We start from the raw sequence: 18,378 nt of genomic DNA, 5'->3' as shown, positions 1-18,378 counted from the left end.
CGGCGGAACTGGGGCCACACTGGGGTGTGGCCGGTCCCCGCTGGGGCGGGGTCGCTGCGCTGGGCCGAGGGACGGGCAAGGAAGGAGGCGGCGGGCGTGGATGGTGAGCAGGTGAGCGGTCGCCGTTTTGGGCGTCGTCGGCGGGCGAATGCGGCCGGTGGGCGTCAGCATCAGCACCAGGTGAAGGTGACACCGGAGGAGGAGGCGTTGTTGTTGCAGCGTGCGCTTGCTCAGGGTGTGACGGTGCCGCGGTTGTTGGTGGAGTCGGCGTTGGCTGCTGAGCGTGGTGAGACGGTCACGGAGCGGCGGAACGCTGCGGCGGAGTTGTTTGGTGTGCACCGGTTGTTGGGGACTATCGCGAACAACGTGAACCAGATGGCGAAGGCCACGAACGCGACGGGTGAGGTGCAGCGGGAGTTGTCCGGGGCGATGGCTGCGGTGCGCCGGGTCGCGGACCGGATTGATGCTGTTTTGGATGAGTTGGTGCGGTGATGGTGCCGTGATGCCGAACGTGACTCGTGGCGACCGCGCCGCGGGTTTGATGTGCTACTTGGTGGGCGAGGGTAAGCGCAACGAGCACACCGACCCGCACTTGGTTGCTGGTGACGGCGCGATGCTGGCGTGGCATGACGACAACCAGCTGGGTAAAGCGTCTGCGATGGCGATCGCACGTCACTTGGAACGTCCGAACAAGGTGTACGGCGTGGACGTTCAAGGCGGTCATGTGTGGCATTGCTCGCTGTCGCTTCGGGCTGATGAGGGTGAGTTGTCCGATGAGCGGTGGCAGGAGATCGCGAACGACTTTGTGAGTCGGATGGGCTTTGACGATCAGGAGGGAACCAAGGCCCCGTGCCGGTGGGTAGCGGTCCGTCACGGACTGTCGACGAACGGGAACGACCACATTCACGTGGTGGTGAACCTGGTCCGTGAGGATGGCACGAAGGCCGCGCCGTGGCGGGACTACAAGACCGCTCAGGACGCATGCCGGGAGCTGGAAAAGAAGTACGGCCTGATGCCAGTCGAGGGACCAGAGCGCGGCCTGGCGACGCGCGGTTACCACCCGGCCGAGGCCGAAGCTCAGGCCCGCTCGAAGGCACGGGCGAAGTACGACACGTGGCGCGAACAGGAGGCCAGGCAGGGACGCCAGCACCCGGTGTGGCGGCAGCTTCCCGCGGCCGAGCGTGGCGCCCGGATGAACGCGGAGCTGACCGCGGACCAGCCCCGGGTTGCGCTGGCCCGGGCGGTGCGGGGGTGCGCGGCCGCGGCTAAGGATGAGGCGGAGTTTGTGCGCCGGATGCGGCAGCAGAACTTGCTTGTTCGGCCGCGGTACGCCGATGGTGGAACGGACGTGATTACCGGGTATTCGGTGGCGGCGCGACCGGTCGCGGGTGAGCGCCCGATTTGGTACGGCGGGAACCGGTTGGGTCGGGATCTGTCGTTGCCGCGGTTGCGGTCGATGTGGGAGGACACACCGCAGGGCGCGCAGGCCGCAGCGGATGAGTGGGCGGCCGCCAAGCGCGGGAAGCGGCCGGTCGCACCGGGTCGGGAGACGCGCACACCACCGCCCGCGGTGTGGGAGAAATACCAGGCCGAGATGGCCACGCAGTTGAAGATCCTGGCGCAGACCCCACCGGGTGATCAGGCACGGTGGGCGATCGCGGCCCGGGACGCAGCGGGTGCGTTCGCGGCGTGGTCGACCAGGGTCGAGGCGACGCCGGGACCGTTGGCCCGGGCGGCGGATGAGCTGTCGAAGTCGGCGCAGACGAAGCGGCCGGTCACGGGTGTGCCGGTCCACAAGACCTCGTTCGCTGCGTCCGCGATGTTGCTGGCGGCCGCGGGCGGTAAGAACAATGCCGCGGCGCAGGCCGCGGTCATCGCGCAGCTGTTCCGGTCGGCCGCGGCGATCAGGGACATGCGCGCCGCTTCTGGCCAGGTCCGCAGACAAGCGGCGTTGGACCAGTTGATGCGTGAGGAGCTGGTGCAGGTTGCCCGGGCGTACGCACCGGCCGGTGTTGCGTCGTCGACCGTGCCCCAGTCGACGACGCACTCGGTTACCGGCGAGACGTTGACACCGGCTCAGGCGTCGTTCCCCAGCCCGATTCCGGGCCGGTTGACCCCTACGGGCGGCAACTCGCAGGCCCGGCCGACCGAGGCAGACGCGGCGCGTCGCCGGGGTCGCGGTCGCTGACCAAACCGACAAGACATAAACCGGAGTATCGTTAATTTTTCGCTACTGGTGTATAGTTATTGGTGGAGAGGCGGACTGACCGCATCGAGGAAGGCCGAAGATGAATACCACCGAATGGGCCAGCACCGCCGAGGCGTTGGACTGCATCAAGGACGAGACTCGGTCCCTGATCCACGAGCTGGGAACTGGACCGGCGTTCTCGTTCCTGGCCGGTGCGAATCTGCGAACCGGCGAAGGTCTGGCCGCGTGCACTTGGCAACTGGATGCGGTACGGGCCTTCCTGACCGGAAACCAGAGCGCGGACCGGACGCTCATCGCTGGTGAGTGCGTCGCCTACGCCGGTCGGCACACGGCCGGGTCTGAGCGCTACGAGTCGGCCCGTCGGCTCCTCTTCGAGCAGGGCGCGGCCGAGGCGTTGCCGTGGACCGGGCTCGCTTACGCTGCCCGCTGGTTGTCGGCCTACCTGACGGCCCAGCAGTGGGTGGAGAACGCGCAAGGTTTCGGTCGGGTCACCGACTTGGCCGACGCGATCACGGACGCCGATTGGGCTGAGATCCAGCGCGGTATCGGCGCATGAGTGAGGACCTGGCCCGCAGCGTCTACGAGCTACCCGCACGGCATGAGGAGAACCCGTGGTGGGCGGCGACGATCATCGATGACCACGGCAACCGGTTCCCCCTGGCCTACGAGCCGAACCCGGCCTGGGAGCCGCATGGGGACGAGCCGCGCGGTTTGTATCGCGGCAGCATCCCCGGCTCACGGCACACCCGGTTCTCATTGTCCCGGTCCCCGCAGGTCGGCAAGGCGATCATCTTCCACTTTGGGGAGGCGTACCCGGCACCCGACGCGGGGACCGCTCTGACCCGGATCAAATCGCATCCCGTCGTGGAAATCCTGCGTCACGACGACGGACCGGACGGCTCGGACTACAACCTCGCACCGTTGCGCCAGGCGTTGGAGGCCTTGGAGCGAGCAGAGGAGGCGATCAAGAGCGCCCGTTTCGAGCGGGATCGTCAGATCGAAGCTCTGCTGTCGCAGGGTGTGAAGGCTGCGACGCTGGCCCGGGTGAGTGGACTATCCCCGGCGATGGTCGGCCGGATCGGCACCTGGGGCGCGTTCCCCGGCGACGACGTGACCGCGCCGGATGCGGAAGGCCGCACACCCTGACCGAAACGGTCACGGCATGTCTACCCGCCTCATCACCACATCTGGTCGCTAACACGCGAAACTGCCCGCCCCTTCTTCTGGGGCGGGCAGTTTGCACGGAGTTCAGCGACGACGGCCGAGCTGCTTGCGTTTCGCCTTCGTTGCGGTGGTCGTCGCTGAGGGCGAGGACTTCTCCGGGCTGGTTGCTGCTGTCGCGGGTGCGCCGTAGGACACGTCTGCGCGGAGCCGGGTCTGCACGTTCTTTTCGGGCACGCCTTCGGCGCGCATCGAGTCCGCGAACTTCTCCCGCCGGTCGGCGCTGTCGTAGCTGCGGTCCGCGGCTCCTGCCGCTGTTGCGGCTGCTTTGCGGAATGCGGCTTCGTCGACGCGGCCGTTCTCGCTGTGCCATTCGGCTCGGTAGCCGAGTGTTTCTGGGCTGAGGTCGATTTCGAGGTCCTTGTCCGGGACCAGTTGCCCGTGCTCGGTTTCGTAGTAGCGCTGCTGGTCGTCTGCGACCGAGTTGCCCGTCAGGATCACGGGTATGTCGCCGTCCTCTGAGCGGTAGAGGGCCGGTCCGGCCGCCGGGTCGGCCTGGTCGGTGCTGAGGTCGTCGACCGGGCCGGTCGACGCTTCGCTGGTGCCGGGGGTGTCCATGTCGGGGTCGTTCTCGGCGTCGCGGTGCTCGGTGTGGGCTGAGTCCGCGAGATCGTCGAGGCCGTTGGCTCGGGCCATGAGCCGCTCGGCTTCCACCACGTCGGCGTCTGCTCGACCCTGCTCGGTGTCGGCGGCTTTGGTGTTGGTGGCGTCGTCGAGTTTGTCTTTCAGGCTCTCGGGGGTGTCATCGGGGGTGATCTCGACGTTCCACCGTTCCTTGACCTCACCCGCGATCAAGGCGGCGTTATCTGTGGCCCATTGCTGATCGGGCCAGGCGGTAGTGGTGCGGTAGGCCTCGACAACTTGGTCGGGTGTGGCGTTGTCCCACCAGTCGGTGCGGCGCAGCGGTTCTAGGGATGCCTGAGCGGCGCTCTGCTGGGCATCCAGGCGTGGCCCGCTCGGGGCGCTGTCGTCGCCTGCGGCAGCGCTTTGGCGGTCGTTGATCTTGGCGTGACGGCGCCTGGCCCATTGCTCGGCGGCCTGGGCGGCGGCCGCGACACCGGTTCGTATGGTGGAGTCGAATTCGTCTGCGATGCCGTCTGGCTGGTCGTGGATCTCGCTCATGGTGTTGTGCTCCTGTTCGGTTAGGCGGCGATCGGGTCGGCGTCGGTAGTGGTGGCGTGTTCCCCGGGTGCGGCGAGCCGCTCGTCGGGGAACATGCCCGGCGGGGGCGGGGTGTACGGCAGTGGTTCGCCGGTCCGGTTCTTGGAGTCGGAGTTGGCGAACGGGCCGCGAGAGTCGAGCAGGACGGCCATGTGGTGGTCGGCGTGGTCTTTCCACCACACGCTCATCCCGGTGGCTGGGTCGAGCCGGAGTTGTTCCCAGGACCGCCACAGGGCGGTCAGCCGGATCACGGCTTCGTCGTAGTCCCACCAGTTCGCGGCCCACACCGCTCCTTGCCCGGTGCCTGCGATGACGCGCCGGTAGGTCTGGATCAGGTATTCGCGCACGAACTCATCCACCGATCCGTACACCAGCGGCGGCGGCTCGTCTGGTGATGGCGCCGCCGGGGCTAGGCCGTTGACGGCTTCTTCCCACTCGTCAGTCGCGCTCATCTCAGTGGTGCTCATCGGTGTTTCCTTCCTGTTGGTCGACCTGGCGAAGCTGGGTGAAGGCGTCCGCGATCGTCGCGGCGCCGTTGGGGTCGTTGAGGGTGATGGAGGCTCGCACGTCGTGGGCGTGCGGACCGTTCATCCAGGGTTTGGTGCGGATCATGGCGGCGCGGTTACCAGAGGACAGCACCACGGCCCGGCCCTTGGGCAGCGCGGCGAGCTGCTCGACGTCCAAGATCCGCTCCCGGGTGAGCTGGCGGCTGGTCGACCGGTAGCCCTTGCCCGCGCTGATCGAGCTGGTGAGTTTGTCGTAGTCCCCGATGAGCTTGGACAGTTTGTCGAGGAAGTCCTCTTCGGAGACACCGCCGCCGTAAACCTTCACGTTGGCCGAGGACCAGAGCTTCTGCATCCCGGAGGCACCCCACACCTCAACGCCCTGCGACCAGGATTGAAGGATCGTCATGATGATGATTCCGCGAGATCCGAAGTGGGAGTAGAGATCTGGCAGGCGCCGCCAGCGGCACACGTTCGCGGCCTCGTCCAGGACACACAGCATCGGAGTAGCGAGCCGGCCGCCGGCCATTCGGGTGGCCAGGTCGGTCGCGGCTTCGGTCACGGCCACCGTCAAGGCGGTGGTCAGCGGCCCGGTGGTGCCTTCGCCTTCCATGCTCAGGGCGTACAGCGTTGAGCCGTCGCGCACGAAAGCGTGCGGGTCGAACTGTGGCCGCTCGTCGAGCTGGCCACGCTGGGCGGGCGAGGTCACCCAGGCAGCGACCGCGGGCGAGGTCAGGCAGGTAGCCATCTGCTTGGCCGTGCCGTAGACGCCGCCGCGCTGCTCATCCGGGTAGGCCATGATCCCGGCGAGCTGATCGGCCACCAGGTCGTAGGGGCTGTCACGCAGGATCTCCACCGGGGACTGGTCGTTGGGGCGGATCAGCCACCGGTACACCTCAGTGATCGGGCGCCGACCCAGGGCAGCGGCCAAGATCAGCGAGGCGAGGAGGTTTTGCGCGTCGCCGTCGAAGTACGCATCGGACTTGGCATCCGCCGAGCGTGACCCGGCGATGAAGTGCCCCGCCAGGCCGCGGGCCTTGGTGTCGTCGGTGACGTACGTCAGCGGGTTCCACCACCAGTCCGCCGGTTCGAGGGCAACCTGTTGAGGGTCGAATACCCACACCTGGCCGTGCCGTTCGCGGATCAAGCGGGTTGCGTCCAACAGGTCGCGTTTGTTGGAGGTACAGACCACCGCGCCCGGTGCGTCGAGCACAGCCGGGACCGCCCGGGAGGTCGTCTTACCGGTGCGTGGCCCCCAAATGTCCAGGTGCATGTCCTCCCACGAACCCAAGAGGGTTTCTCCGGTGCCGAGGGCGGCACCGATAGGAACCCCGGGCGAACCAGCCACGCCCAGCCGGGTCGCGGTCGCGGCCACGCTCTTGCGACGGATGCCTTCTACGTCGCGGCCACGGCCCATGTACGCCGCTTGGGTGTCAACGCGGCTGCGACGTGCCTTACGGCGCGAGCGGGACACCAGCACGAACACCGCCAGGACCGACAGCACCACGGCCAGGACCGCGGCCACGATCGTGACCGTCATGGTCCAGTGACTTTTGCCCTTGAAGGTGTTGAAGAACAGCTCGAAGGGGCTGGACGGGTCTTGCCCGGCAGTCCCGTCGATCAGGTGCCCCAGGCGCACGGCCAGGTTGACGAACCCGATCGCCAACCCGAAGCAGACGGCCGCGATCAACACCCAGATCCCGTCAGCCCCGGTGCGGGGTTGGTCCTTGCGGTTACTCGGAGAACTCATGATCCCGGCCCTTTCAGGAGCGCAGTTTGACGATGTGATCGGGGCGGGCCATCAGCACCGCCGCAGCGAGGGCGCAGCCAACCACCGCAGCCCAGCAGCAGCCCGGCCACCAGGCCGGGACCGCCGGGTCGCGCAGCTGGGGCAGCGTCAGCAGAACGGCCGCGACCACCGCGCCCGCCACAATCAGGAAGGTGGCCGCGGCGCGGCAGGACACCGTGCTGGCCAGTACCACCGCGACCGCGGAGAGCACCAGGTACAGGGCGAACGCACCGCCGGCCCATTCGATCTGCCGCAGCAGCTCGGGGTCGATGAGGTTCACGCCGCACCTTCTTGGCCCTGCCCGCCCTGGCCGATCCGGGACTGTTCGTGCCACTTCTTGTTCGTGTCGTTGACGCCACGCTCGGCGTCGGTCAGACCCACCCGCACCGGAACCCCGGGCCGGTGTCCGACTTTCAACAGGAACCAGCCACGCCCGGGCGGGTCGGTTTCCTCTCCGGTCTCTGCGTCCCATGCGCCGGGCGCAGTCCACTCCACCAGCGTTCGCTTCTCCACATCGGACAGGGCGACCGCCGTTGACAGCAAAGGCATCTCGGCCGAGGGCAACCCGGCCAGGCACACCATCCCTGCGCGCTCGACGAAGCCCTTGGCCTTCTTCACATCTTCGGGGTCGGCCAATGCTTCCAGGTCGGCCATCGTGTGGGAGATCATCACTTGCCCGACTCCGATGTTCCGGTTGAGCCGGGTCAGTCCGTCGATGCGGTCGACCATGCCCTTACCGGAGCGGATCGCCTTCCACAGCTCGTCGAGGATGATGAAGTAGTGCCGCTGCGGCTCGACCCCGGCCGCGGCCAGTTCGTTGGCGACGTTGATGGTTGCGAAGCCGCTGGACCAGCACGCCAGCAGCGCCGCCGCTTCGACGGAGTCGTCCTTTTGGTACAGGCTCGACACGTCATAGACGCACGGACGGTCCCGCCGCATCGGCACCGAGGTCTGTCGACCGAAGATCCCCCAACGACCGTCCGGGTTGGCCAGGCCGACCAGGGACCGTTCCAGGTCATCGACGCGTTCGTAGTAGGTGTCCAAGCGGCCCCGGTCGACCGCGACCGCGCGCAACGTTTCGGGGGCTTCCTTGATGACTTGCAGCATGTCGCCCATCACCGGGACGCCGTTGTGCCGCTCATCCAGCAACCGCAAAACCTCATCGACCAGGTTCATTTCGTGGTCGCTCGGCTCGCTGTGACGAACGATCGTCAGCAACGCTTCGAGCATGGTGCGCCGCCGGGCACGACTGTCGGCCAGGATCACCTCACGCGCGGACCCGCTCAGCAACCGACTGGCCGCAGACGCTTCTCCGGGGTCCAGGACGTTGATGGCACCCAACCCGGGGCCGAGTTTGATCACCTGGCCACCGATCCGTTCGATGATGTCGACGTGATCGGGTTTCAGGTCACCCAGGGCCACCGGCAGCACACCGCGTGCCGCCAGGCCCACAGCCCAACGTCGCGCCAGCGTTGACTTGCCCAGGCCGGGCACGCCCAAGATGAACGCCGAGGGGTTGCTGATGAGCTTGGCGCGTTGGAACCACGAGATCGGGTCACCGCACACCGCGGCCGATCCGTTACGGCCCGTACCCAACGGCACCCCGACCGTGGGTGCCCCCGAGGCGGCCGACCACGGCCACAACCCGCAGGTCTGCGCCGTTGAAGACCGCCACTGCGGCGGGTCCTGCAACACCACCGACGAACCGTTACCCGGCCCGCGCCAACCCCGCGGCCCGGGCCGGTGCCGCATCTCCTCACGCAGCTCGGCTTTCTCCTGCTTGCGTTCCGCGCGGGACGGGCGGGCGTCCTGCTCCTGACGCTGACGCGCTTTACGCGCTTTGCGGGTCTCCACGGTGCGCCGCAGCGACACCAGTTCTTCTGCGATCGGTTCCGCGCCCGTCTTAGCGGCGCGGCGCGTCACAGCGACCACCGCCCGTGCTCGACGCCATCGCCGGTCGCGCTCGCCTCAGCGGCCACGACCGGCACCGGCTCCACGTCCCGGCACTGCACATTGAGCGGGTCCGGCTCCCGCAGGCCAGGCAGCGGAACGTCCTCCCACCGCTGTCTGGTCAATACTGTCGCGCTGGTCTGTGACTGTTGGTTGGTCATGCGTTGGACCCTCCGATCTTGGGTGCCCGCAGGTGCCGGGATGGCACCAGCCCGAGCGGTAGAGCGGCCACGAAGGCCGAGTCTTGGGAGCCGTAGACGGGGCGAAGCTGAATCGCGGATTCCGCGCCCAGGTGCTCCACAGCGGTAGTCATGTCGTCCAAAGAGGCCGGGTCCAGGGCGGTCGCGGTCACGAGCATCGCGAACTGCCCCAGTCCTGCTCCCCCGGCTTCTTCCTCGGCCGTGGCCAGTGCGCTGCGTTGCGCGGCCAGCGCCCGACGCGAGGGCTTCTCTGAGGTGGAGGACAAGAACGAGGCGACCTTCACGTCCGCCTCGACCATCGCCTTGGCCCGTGCGCGGTCGATCGGCCGGTACAAAAAGGTCACCCGCTTACGGGCGAACTCGGCATCGGCCGACAGCAACGCCGACAGGATCGAGGACCGGACAAGACCGGTGGGGGCCTCCGTCATCTGCCATGTCACCGAGACACCCGAGTCGTGCCGGTAGTGGTCCCAGGCAGCCTCAGCCCCCACCGGACCCACGTCCTGCCACGTGATCAGAGGCGGCGACCCGTTCGCGTACGCCTGGTCGATCAGCTCGGCCACGGCCGGGTCGTAGGCGCGGCGGATGACCTCGCACAACCGCTGCGCGGACAACGGCCGGGCTGCACCGGCACCGGAGGCAATCAGGCCTCCGCACAGGCCCGGAATCCGCAACGCGAGATCCCGGGCCATCTGCTCATCGGTGCGACGTTTCCCACCGACCCGCACCTGCGAGTTGTACGTCAGCGTCACGTACGCCACCGTCGAGGCGGCAGCGGCCGGGAGGTGGTCGACCAGATCCAGCACCACCGCCTTGGCGAATTCGTCGGCGTGCGGGTCCAGCGTTGCGTGGACCTCCTGCGCCAGGCGCACGCCCGTGTCGGGTGCGGTCTCCACACACACCGACACCGCATCCAGGCCGCGTTCGTTGTCCAGGTTGCGCAGCCAGGACTCCCAACCGCCGACCCAGCCGTCGATCTGCTCTTGGTCGACCAGGCCCGCGCCGTCCGGCTCAGCGGCCAACACGATCGTGTGCTGGCGGGTACGCGGCCAGTAGATGATCGCGAACTCATCACCGTTAGGCAGCACGCCCGTACGTAGCCGCGTCGGTGCCGCCAACCCAGGAAGCTGGTTAGTGCCCCACCCCGCCTTACCCAACGGACCCGAGCGGTACGTCGTGGTCCCCGACGCCTTCGCCCGCGCGAACCCGACCCGCTCCGAGGACCGGTCGACCAGCGACTTCTGGTGCTTGTCGCGGCGCACCACCAGGAAAATCAACACCGCGATCACGGCAAACACCACCAGGCCGATGAAAACACCGGCCAGCATGATCGTGATCGTTCCGACCGCTACACCACCCAAGGCCAGGAACGTCCCGGCCTGACCCAAGCCGAACAGACCAATCGACGCAGGGCGTCGCCAGTTACCGAACGTCAATTGCTCACGATTTGTGGACATACACGTATCTCCTTATTCCTCAGTGCTTTTCTCGGCGGCGCCGCCGATGACCTTGCCGCCGGTACCGATCGCTTTGGCGCCCAACTGAGCGGCCACCACCGGCACGGCCGCCACGGCGCCGGCTTTCGCCCCGCTGCCGGCACCCTGGGTAGCCCCGGTCGCTCCGCTACCGGCACCCGGGGCAGCCCCGGTCGCCCCGTTACCCGCGGGCGAAACACCCTTAGCCGTCGAAGCGGACCGCATCGGGTTACCGCCCGACCCATTGCCGCCACGAGTGCCGGTGGCCGATTTACCGCCGGAGGTACCACCAGAACCGCCCGATGAGGAATGCCGCCCACCACCAGCACCGCGGGCACCCGACGGCATCCGGCTCGCCAAACCGGCCACTCCGGCCGCGCCCAGCAGGGCAGCCCCGCCAGTGCCGGAAGCCACGGCAGCGGCCAGCGGGTTGACGACCTTCACAATCGCCCCAAGGGCCACGATCGCCAGAGCGAACATCATCACGCCCTGCGCCAAGCGCACCGGTCCCTGACCGGACAGAGCATTGTTTTGCAGCAACTTGAAACCAGCCGCGTAGAACAGGGCCGCCGTCGGCGCGTACAGGATGAACGCGACCGTCCAGGCCAGCAGCCGTTGAAACCACTTCTTACCGATCTCGGCCTGCGTGAACGACCCCGACAACGGCAGCACACCGGCCAGAACGATCAGAATGTCCGTGCGGGCCAGCAGTAGGAGCCACTGCAACACCGAGGCCAGGAACCCGAAAAACAGGATCCCCAACGCGACCAGGGTTGTGACACCCGCCGCCAACCCAGACCAGTTATCCAGTTGCAGCAGGCTCTTGAAGGTCGCAGCCAGCGCGTCACCTGACCCCGCCGCTTTAGTGCCCAGCGCCGATTGCAGGAGCCACCGCGCCAACTCATCGGAGATCACCACACAGACACCGATGATCGTGGTCGACATCCCGACCGCGAGCATCTGATAAACGATCGCCACGAGAATGTCTTGCACGTTGCGATGGCCCGGCCGCAGCGCCATCTTCACGCCCGCGATGATGAAACCCATCACCATCATTCCCAGCGTGTAATACAGGAGGTGATCCCGAATCCAGGTGATCTCCGGGGGCGCCCAGCGCGTGTTATTGCCGGAACCAGTGGTGCCCGGGGTGCTGCCCAGCCACCAGGTCGCCGACCACTCGATGCCCTTAGCGAAAGCCTCCGCAGCCCACTCGATGCACTTATCAACCGCCTTCTCGAACGCCGAGGCAGCAGCCTCGCTGATCATGCACGTGGGCTCCCAGATGGCGCACATCAGTTGCCACCACCGATCGAGGACCAGGACGTGAACCCATCCAGTGATTGCAAGACCTGGGTGCCTCCTTGCAGCGGCATCCCGGCATCGGTCACCGGGGCCTTCCAGTCCCCGTCCTTCCACTGCAACGCCAGCGGGATCGCCGCATACCCCCCGTTCTCAAAGGAAAAGCCGATCGAGACAACCGCCGAGGAAGAGTCGTAGGAGGTCACCTTGAAAGCGGAGATCGTTCCCGACGGACCATCACTCAAAGCGGCCGGGACGAGCTGCTCAACAGCCGAATCGACATTCCCTCCGATCACCATCGCCTTGACCTGAGCAACGCCAGCTGAGCGAGGCACGGCGTTCACCATCGCCAACAGCGTTGCCGCTGCCTGCACCGCTCCGGCCGGTGAATGAGCAAAACAGGTACGGGACCCGTCGGCGTTCGTCACGCCCGGACCCAGCGTCTTAGGCGCAACGGGATACGACAGCTTCCCCCCGTTGCTGACGAACTGGTCTGCGACACCGGTCGTGGGGATGTTCTGATCGCCCGACGGCAGACCACACACCGAATCAGTCGCCGCCGTCGACGAACTCGTGCTGCTGCCCGTCGCCGGTGCGGTGGTGGCCCGGGTGTGGCTCTGACTCGGCGGGGTCGCCGCCGAGTCAGAGCCGTCGTCCCTGACGAAAAGCAGAACCGCCACGGCCACCACGATCAACACCAGCAGGCCCGCCAGCACTGCCCACGGGCTGACCGCGAACCGCGAACGAGTCGCATCATCGTTTCGGGACATATTTCAGATCCCCCGGCTCAGCCCAGGAAGCCCACGAGCGACACGGCGGCCGAGGACACCATGACGCCGCCGAGGATCCAACCGAGCTTGGAGACGTGCTCGCCCCCGTCGCCCTGGCGGCGACCGGAAACGGCCATCATCACGCCACCACCGATCAGCGCCAGAACGAAGATGCCCAGTGCGATCCACTTTCCCCAGCCCATGACCGTGGTGAAGTGGGAGAAGCCGGGCGGCTGCGAACCCGCACCCGGGTTGGGGACCGTCACCTGCGGCGCGACCGCGGCGAGGTGCTGAACCTGCTCGATGACGGCACCGGCCGTCAACGCGATAGTCGACATAATGTCTTTCCTTCCAATCGGTTTTCTTACCTGTTGTTGCGTCACGGCCGGTTGGCTCGGGACTCCTTGCGCGCCAGTCAGATCCGGGACCGGACCTTCCTGGCAAACCCTCACGGCCGCGGTCACGACGCGGCCTGCTCGAACGACTGACGACCAGGCATCGCCGCCGTCACCAACACGGGTGACTGGCTGTAGTCGACCCACACCGTGAAGCCGCCCTTGCTAGTCGGCACGAAGTACGCGGCCACCAACAACGCCGAGCTACCCACCAGCGCCGCCGACCCGGACACCTTCTGGTCCGGGATCTCCGAAGGCGACCCAAGCGCCAACTGGTCGCCAAACTCCTTGGTGCACAACGGGGTCAGCGCATCCGTCCACTTCGTGCGGTCCGCACCAGCCGTGTGGCCAAGCAACTGCACAAACCGCACAGCCGCCGCCGAGGCCGCCGCAGGAGGCGCCGAAACCGGCGCCGGGCTTGTCGGATAACTCGGCTCCGGGAGCCACGTCGACGAGGAGGTCGAGGAAGTCGTCACCGCGCCGGGGGTGTACGTCCCGGCAGGCGTCGTCGACGAAGCACCGCACCCCGCCAGCACGGCGACCGACCCCATCACGGCCGCAGCCCGCACCCAGCGGGCGCCCATCACCGCGCCCCCGCACTCGTCGACGGCGTGCCCGTCGGGGTCGATGCGATGTGGTGCATCACCCCGGTCACCGGGAAACCCGCAAAGTGGGAAACCAAGCTCCGGCCGTCCCAGTCGAAGTACCACATCGCCTGCGGAGTGTTCTGTGATGCCATCTGCACAACCCACTTCCCCGGCCCGGCCGGTTTGATGAAATTCACGACGCCCACGTGACCAGTCGGGGTGCTGCCCCAGCCCATCGAGAGAATGTCGCCAGCCGCGAGCTGCGTGATCGCTCCCTGCGGCTCAGAGATCGCCCCGGCCGGGGTGTCCTGCTTCCACAGCGTTTTGCCGACCCCACCGGACCAGGACTGCGGCGCCCACCCCTTGGCCTTCCAAAAGCGCCGCACCAACTCGGTGCACTGCCACCGCGTGCCGTGCACGTCACCGCCATTGGCGTAGATAGGAACCCCGTTCCCGCCGTACCAGCAAGAACCCGCGTACACCAGCGCCCCGTCGGCCGCGCCGCGTGAATCGCCATCGCCACACGTGGCCGCTACCCCAGCGCCGATCCCGGCTGCGCCCCCAGCGCCACCGCATCCACCTGACCCTCCGATGCCAACGGCACCGGAGTCATAGGCGTTCGCGTAGAACAGGACGTCCCCGACGTACCAGCGGGCGCCGCCGCCGCCGTACTGCAACAGCGCCGCCTCGATCGAGCCCTTCTGCTGCACCAGCTGGCGCACCAAATTGCCCGCCGAATAGATCGCATCAGAGCGGTCCATCCGGTCCGGCTTTCCCGTGTGACCCGGAGCAAGGACGCCGTACTGGTTCCACGCCTCCGGCGTAAACGCCATCGGCCCGGCCGCACCAAACACGTTCGTCGAGACCATGTGGCCGTGACCGGTCTCGATCATCCCGACCCCAGCCAGCACCGACCACGGCAACCCGTACTTGGCCGCCGCCCCCTTGTAGTCGGCCGCGTAATCCGGTGGCACTGGCAACGGCGGGTTAGCCAACGAGTTCCGTCGCGGCCAATTCCCCACCGGGGGAACCGGCAACGCTCCCCCACCAGAGCCACCAGTCGCGGACGCGCCCGGCACATCGGCAGCACCATCACACGCGGCCTGAGCTGCGTTCCAACCAGCACCGCCCGACGCCACCGTCGCAGCAATCAGTAATGGCACCATCAAGAACAGCAGCAGCGGCACCACCAGAACCAGCACGAGCTTCTTCATCGCGCGGTTCCCGCTGCCAGGACCGTCCGCAGTGCTGACGCATGCTCTCGTTCCAACGTCCACGCCGACCAGCGGTCGAGCAAGGGGACCGTCGCGGATGACGGGACAAGGAGGGTTAGCCAGGTGAGTCCCGAAACCGAGGCGGCACGGCGCCGCTCGAAGCACCACAGCAGAAATCTCAGACGCCGACGACTAACCCCGAAGATCGTGACTTCTCGACCTGTCGAGCTGAGTTCCGCGCGGGCGCCTGCCACGTCGCAGACGATGTGGGACGCCACCTCCGGGTAGACACCCGCAGCGAGAAAGACGGTGATCCGGGAGCTAGCCACGACACCCCTCCTGTCTGTTTACTACGGTAGACGTTGGGGTTATGTATACCGTCGTAGACATTGGCTTTGCAAGCGGTCTCTGGCCGGTAGGTTGAGGGGTGAACCAGGTGCAGCTAGTCCGCGGAGGGAGCCTCATGCCGTCGTCTCAGTCCTCGGGGGAGATTCCCGAGCTGGTCGAGAGCATGGAGTGGCTGCGCGACAACATCCCTAACGACAGCGGATGGCGCTATACCTGGGCCGAAATCGCGGACGGCATGACGGAGATGGGATTCCCGATCACCCGATCTGGAATCCACCACCTAGCCACCGGACGCACCAAGATCCCATCGGCGGCGACGATCTACGGACTGACCCGATTCTTCGGCGTTCCTGCTGACTTCTTCTTCAACCCGGACACCCGGGTACAAGTGCGCGAGACTCGCGAGTTGCTGGGCCGCATGCGAACGGACGACTAACTAGCTACTCGCCCGGCTGGAGATCCACTGGATCGTAGAAGCCCCCCCACACGAGCACGGTCGCTGGACTCACGCACAGATTGAGAACCTGAACGATCACCCTTGCGCTCTCCGCCGTCCAGGGGAGCTCGCACCCCACCGCGCGCACCGTGAGACGGTGCCACGCGCTTACGTCAACCGACCTCGTTTCCATCGGCGGAATGGCCTGCGCCGCAACAACACTCATCGGGGTCTCCTTGCGCCAGTCCGGGGTTGGGGAAGTCCGGACTGAGGAAACTAAAGCACGACGTAGCCAGCAAAAATACGGGTGCGGCCCATCTTTACCAAAGATTGGAAATGTCTACGAACGTAGACACCTGGCGTATAGTTACCGTATGGCGGCCAAGGTTCTAAGCAACTTCACCGAGCGTTACTGCAACCTGATTGACGCCAGTGCCTGGGCTACTCCTGACGGGCGTCTTGCCCGCCCGTCGCTGCGGGCGATGGCGTATCGCGCCCAACAGTTGGGCTATGACATATCCGTGCCGCTGCTGAATAAGTGGCGTACTGCGCCCGCCGCGAACCCCGGCGGCTACTACCTGGTCGCGCTCAGCGCGATGTTCGAGGTGTCCCCGATGATCTGGTTTGACGAAGCGACGTTCACTGCTGAGCTTCGACGTTTGACGGATCTGGCTCGTCAACGCCGCCCAACCCTGCGTCAGGGGTCGCAGCCCACAGTCGCGGCCGACTAAGGCAGAACAGCGCGAAAAGCATCAACACCACGGCCAACGTCACTCCCGCTACGGGAGGGGAGAAGACAGCGGCTAGCGCGGCGTACGCGCCGTAGCCGATCGGGATTCCTACATAGACCGCGGCCTGCGTCAGTCCCATCACCCGGCCCAGGAATCGGCGCGGAGATCGCGATCGGATCTGAGCGAACAACAGCCGTCCGGCGAACTGACACGCGACCCCCATCACCGCGGCCGCGATGAAAACTAGGACCGGTGTACCGGCGACCGAGAACAAGGCCAGCGACCCTGCCGCAGGAATGAGCGCGACCAAAGCAGCCAACGTCTTCCTTGGCATGGGCCAGTCCTTCAGAAGCGTTGCCAAGTACGCGCCACCGATGGCGCCAAGGGCAAATGCAACAGCCACGAAGCCGAACGTTTCCGCCGTCCAATGGTGCGTGCGAGCAATCACTGGCAATGCCCCGACGAGCGGAGCGGTCGCGGCCGAGTTCGCGACTGTAAGTAGCCCCAGGATCGGCATTAGACCGACTGAACGGGCTACCCCCAGGCCCGCAATCGCATCGCTCCACAGACCTTCCGAGCTGTCACGCTCCTCAGGGCGCCCCTTGGACACCCGCCCGAACAGCACGAGCGCGACAAACACCAGGCCGACCGCGACGGCCGCCGGGCCTCCGACCCACCAGGCGATGAGCAGGCCAACCACTGGCCCGGCGAGGACCTCGGCGGTTTGCATGACGACCCCAGCCATCCCGGTCAAGGAGGTCTGTTCGTCATCACGAGGGGCCATTAGGCCCGCCGCCGCGTCCAGTGCAGGTTCGTGGATGGCATCCAGCAAACCCAGGACAAGCGCCAACAGCATTAGCGCGACGATCTGACCCGATCCTGCGAGCAGAGCAAACACTGGGACTGCCGCCGCAGCAAGCACCACCCGCGCCGCCAGGGTGTAACGACCTGTCCGCCAGACACCCCAACGATCGGCCAGGGCGCCGCCGAACAGACCCAGCAGCATCTTGGGCACGGTTTCTAGGCCCAGGACAACCGGCGCAACCCACACCTGCGAAGAGGCTGACGCAGCGATCCACGCGAGACCGAAGTAAACCAGGTACGTCGAAGCCGTATCAGCGCCGAGGGCAGCGAGATACGAACCGGCGCGATCAACTTGGCGCCACGTCCCTGCCTGCTCAGCCATCGCCACCTAGACGGATCGGGAAGGCCGCCAAAGTCACGAACACGTCCTGTCGCCCTTCCGGTGCCGAGATCTCACCGTTTGGGGCACAGCGAGCCTTGAACTCCCCCATCAAGCTCAGAAGCCGTTCCTCGAACTCGGTGAGATCCTCTAAACGCATCGACAGCAGGTAGTCCCTGGCGATCGCAGCCTCCGCCCATTCCGGTGACCACTCCCCGGCCTCGACCTCACCATCGAAGCGTTCCACCCTTCGGGCGCGGCGATCGCTGGTGATTCGTTCGAGTTCGCGGATGACTAGCTCGACACGAGGGTCGGCCGCTGCTTCCTGGGTCCACTCAACTACTGGCCCTTCATGGACCGTTAGCTTCCACGTCCCCTCGGCGTCATCCTCTTCGATGTAGCCAGCGTCCCGCAACACTCGTAAGTGATGCTTGATGCTCCTGGTCGACGCCAACCGACGTAGCTCGCGCTCAGACAACGATCCGCGCAGCTCCAATGCCTCGACTAACTCGAAGCGAACGGGATTTGCCATGGCGCGGAACCGTTCGAGGTCCTCCTCGCTCACAGGTGATGCCGGGGAATCTTCCACGACCGGAGCATATTCCCCAGTGACGGTGCCGCTGTATGATGCGGCAAGGCCACGTGTGCCTGAGTTTTCGTAACCGGCGGGGGTACCCCTAGGAGACGACCCATGAAACAGAAGTTCGTCGCGGCACTGATTGCCGCCAGCGCGCTCATCGGCGTGGTTGGAGTAGGTGCCAGCACCGCTGACAGCAGTACCGTCGCCGGACGGTGCGCCATCTGTCGGTAGGCCCCAAAGCACGGTCTTCACCAAACGCTCGACCCCATCTCTCGCGCCGAGGTGGGGTCTTTCCTTGCCCGCCATGTATACTACGGTAGCCTTGCC

20 protein-coding genes are annotated in these 18,378 nt (G+C 66.5%); 6 read left to right on the top strand and 14 right to left on the bottom strand.

What is annotated here, in order from left to right; genetic code table 11:
* Nucleotides 1-111: 111 nt before the first annotated feature.
* The 4 genes from DR843_RS19455 to DR843_RS19440 all read left to right on the top strand — a co-directional run bounded on the left by DR843_RS19455 (nt 112) and on the right by DR843_RS19440 (nt 3,355).
* Nucleotides 112-492 (top strand): MobC family plasmid mobilization relaxosome protein, encoded by a 381-nt coding sequence (locus DR843_RS19455; RefSeq protein ID WP_245934268.1) that lies wholly within the window; start codon nt 112-114, stop codon nt 490-492.
* 10 nt (nt 493-502) lie between these two features.
* The gene (locus DR843_RS19450; protein WP_245934270.1) at nt 503-2,188 is read left to right on the top strand and encodes a relaxase/mobilization nuclease domain-containing protein; all 1,686 of its coding nucleotides are present in this window, start codon (nt 503-505) and stop codon (nt 2,186-2,188) included.
* 100 nt (nt 2,189-2,288) lie between these two features.
* Complete coding sequence (locus DR843_RS19445; protein WP_109689435.1) at nt 2,289-2,765, top strand: hypothetical protein; 477 nt, start codon at nt 2,289-2,291, stop codon at nt 2,763-2,765.
* Nucleotides 2,762-3,355 carry a hypothetical protein gene (locus DR843_RS19440; RefSeq protein ID WP_109689433.1) on the top strand — a complete coding sequence of 198 codons (594 nt, stop codon included), beginning with the start codon at nt 2,762-2,764 and terminating at the stop codon, nt 3,353-3,355. The genes DR843_RS19445 and DR843_RS19440 overlap by 4 nt, the downstream gene beginning before the upstream one ends.
* 102 nt (nt 3,356-3,457) lie before the next feature.
* On the opposite strand, the gene DR843_RS19435 is transcribed toward DR843_RS19440, so the two are convergent.
* The 12 genes from DR843_RS19435 to DR843_RS20830 form a co-directional block, all read right to left on the bottom strand.
* Nucleotides 3,458-4,552, bottom strand: coding sequence for a hypothetical protein (locus DR843_RS19435; protein WP_109689431.1), 1,095 nt, complete (start codon nt 4,550-4,552; stop codon nt 3,458-3,460).
* 20 nt (nt 4,553-4,572) lie between these two features.
* Nucleotides 4,573-5,058, bottom strand: coding sequence for a DUF4913 domain-containing protein (locus DR843_RS19430; RefSeq protein ID WP_245934267.1), 486 nt, complete (start codon nt 5,056-5,058; stop codon nt 4,573-4,575).
* On the bottom strand, nt 5,045-6,844 hold the full coding sequence (locus DR843_RS19425; RefSeq protein WP_109689509.1) for a type IV secretory system conjugative DNA transfer family protein: 1,800 nt from the start codon (nt 6,842-6,844) through the stop codon (nt 5,045-5,047). The genes DR843_RS19430 and DR843_RS19425 overlap by 14 nt, the downstream gene beginning before the upstream one ends.
* Before the next feature lie 13 nt (nt 6,845-6,857).
* Complete coding sequence (locus tag DR843_RS19420) at nt 6,858-7,163, bottom strand: hypothetical protein (protein ID WP_109689507.1); 306 nt, start codon at nt 7,161-7,163, stop codon at nt 6,858-6,860.
* A complete protein-coding gene (locus DR843_RS19415; RefSeq protein ID WP_245934269.1) occupies nt 7,160-8,806 on the bottom strand; it encodes an ATP/GTP-binding protein in 1,647 nt (548 codons plus the stop codon). The genes DR843_RS19420 and DR843_RS19415 overlap by 4 nt, the downstream gene beginning before the upstream one ends.
* Complete coding sequence (locus tag DR843_RS20255) at nt 8,803-8,994, bottom strand: hypothetical protein (protein ID WP_170119971.1); 192 nt, start codon at nt 8,992-8,994, stop codon at nt 8,803-8,805. The genes DR843_RS19415 and DR843_RS20255 overlap by 4 nt, the downstream gene beginning before the upstream one ends.
* Nucleotides 8,991-10,490 (bottom strand): SCO6880 family protein, encoded by a 1,500-nt coding sequence (locus DR843_RS19410; protein ID WP_109689505.1) that lies wholly within the window; start codon nt 10,488-10,490, stop codon nt 8,991-8,993. The genes DR843_RS20255 and DR843_RS19410 overlap by 4 nt, the downstream gene beginning before the upstream one ends.
* Nucleotides 10,491-10,502: 12 nt before the next feature.
* The gene (locus tag DR843_RS20250; RefSeq protein WP_109689503.1) at nt 10,503-11,801 is read right to left on the bottom strand and encodes a TrbL/VirB6 family protein; all 1,299 of its coding nucleotides are present in this window, start codon (nt 11,799-11,801) and stop codon (nt 10,503-10,505) included.
* Nucleotides 11,801-12,577 carry a DUF8175 domain-containg protein gene (locus DR843_RS19400; protein ID WP_109689501.1) on the bottom strand — a complete coding sequence of 259 codons (777 nt, stop codon included), beginning with the start codon at nt 12,575-12,577 and terminating at the stop codon, nt 11,801-11,803. Before DR843_RS19400 ends, DR843_RS20250 begins: the two co-directional genes overlap by 1 nt.
* A gap of 17 nt (nt 12,578-12,594) precedes the next feature.
* Nucleotides 12,595-12,915 (bottom strand): hypothetical protein, encoded by a 321-nt coding sequence (locus tag DR843_RS19395; RefSeq protein WP_211310356.1) that lies wholly within the window; start codon nt 12,913-12,915, stop codon nt 12,595-12,597.
* Between the two features lie 122 nt (nt 12,916-13,037).
* Nucleotides 13,038-13,556 carry a hypothetical protein gene (locus DR843_RS19390; RefSeq protein WP_109689499.1) on the bottom strand — a complete coding sequence of 173 codons (519 nt, stop codon included), beginning with the start codon at nt 13,554-13,556 and terminating at the stop codon, nt 13,038-13,040.
* Nucleotides 13,556-14,773, bottom strand: coding sequence for a lysozyme family protein (locus tag DR843_RS20830; RefSeq protein WP_109689497.1), 1,218 nt, complete (start codon nt 14,771-14,773; stop codon nt 13,556-13,558). Before DR843_RS20830 ends, DR843_RS19390 begins: the two co-directional genes overlap by 1 nt.
* Nucleotides 14,774-15,236: 463 nt before the next feature.
* Here DR843_RS20830 and DR843_RS19380 point away from each other — a divergent pair, with 463 nt between their 5' ends.
* Complete coding sequence (locus DR843_RS19380; protein WP_109689494.1) at nt 15,237-15,557, top strand: helix-turn-helix domain-containing protein; 321 nt, start codon at nt 15,237-15,239, stop codon at nt 15,555-15,557.
* Nucleotides 15,558-15,931: 374 nt separating this feature from the next.
* Nucleotides 15,932-16,288 carry a hypothetical protein gene (locus DR843_RS19895; RefSeq protein WP_146202670.1) on the top strand — a complete coding sequence of 119 codons (357 nt, stop codon included), beginning with the start codon at nt 15,932-15,934 and terminating at the stop codon, nt 16,286-16,288.
* On the opposite strand, the gene DR843_RS19370 is transcribed toward DR843_RS19895, so the two are convergent.
* Both DR843_RS19370 and DR843_RS19365 read right to left on the bottom strand, forming a co-directional pair.
* A complete protein-coding gene (locus DR843_RS19370; protein WP_146202669.1) occupies nt 16,197-17,474 on the bottom strand; it encodes an MFS transporter in 1,278 nt (425 codons plus the stop codon). The two genes, DR843_RS19895 and DR843_RS19370, sit on opposite strands and share 92 nt — an antisense overlap.
* Nucleotides 17,467-18,357, bottom strand: a complete 891-nt coding sequence (locus tag DR843_RS19365; protein WP_170119970.1) for a helix-turn-helix domain-containing protein — start codon at nt 18,355-18,357, stop codon at nt 17,467-17,469. The genes DR843_RS19370 and DR843_RS19365 overlap by 8 nt, the downstream gene beginning before the upstream one ends.
* Between the last annotated feature and the right edge of the window lie 21 nt (nt 18,358-18,378).

Origin of the sequence: Branchiibius hedensis (assembly GCF_900108585.1) — a bacterium.
In the GTDB taxonomy this organism is placed as follows: domain Bacteria; phylum Actinomycetota; class Actinomycetes; order Actinomycetales; family Dermatophilaceae; genus Branchiibius; species Branchiibius hedensis.
This window is presented reverse-complemented; position numbering and strand designations above follow the sequence as displayed.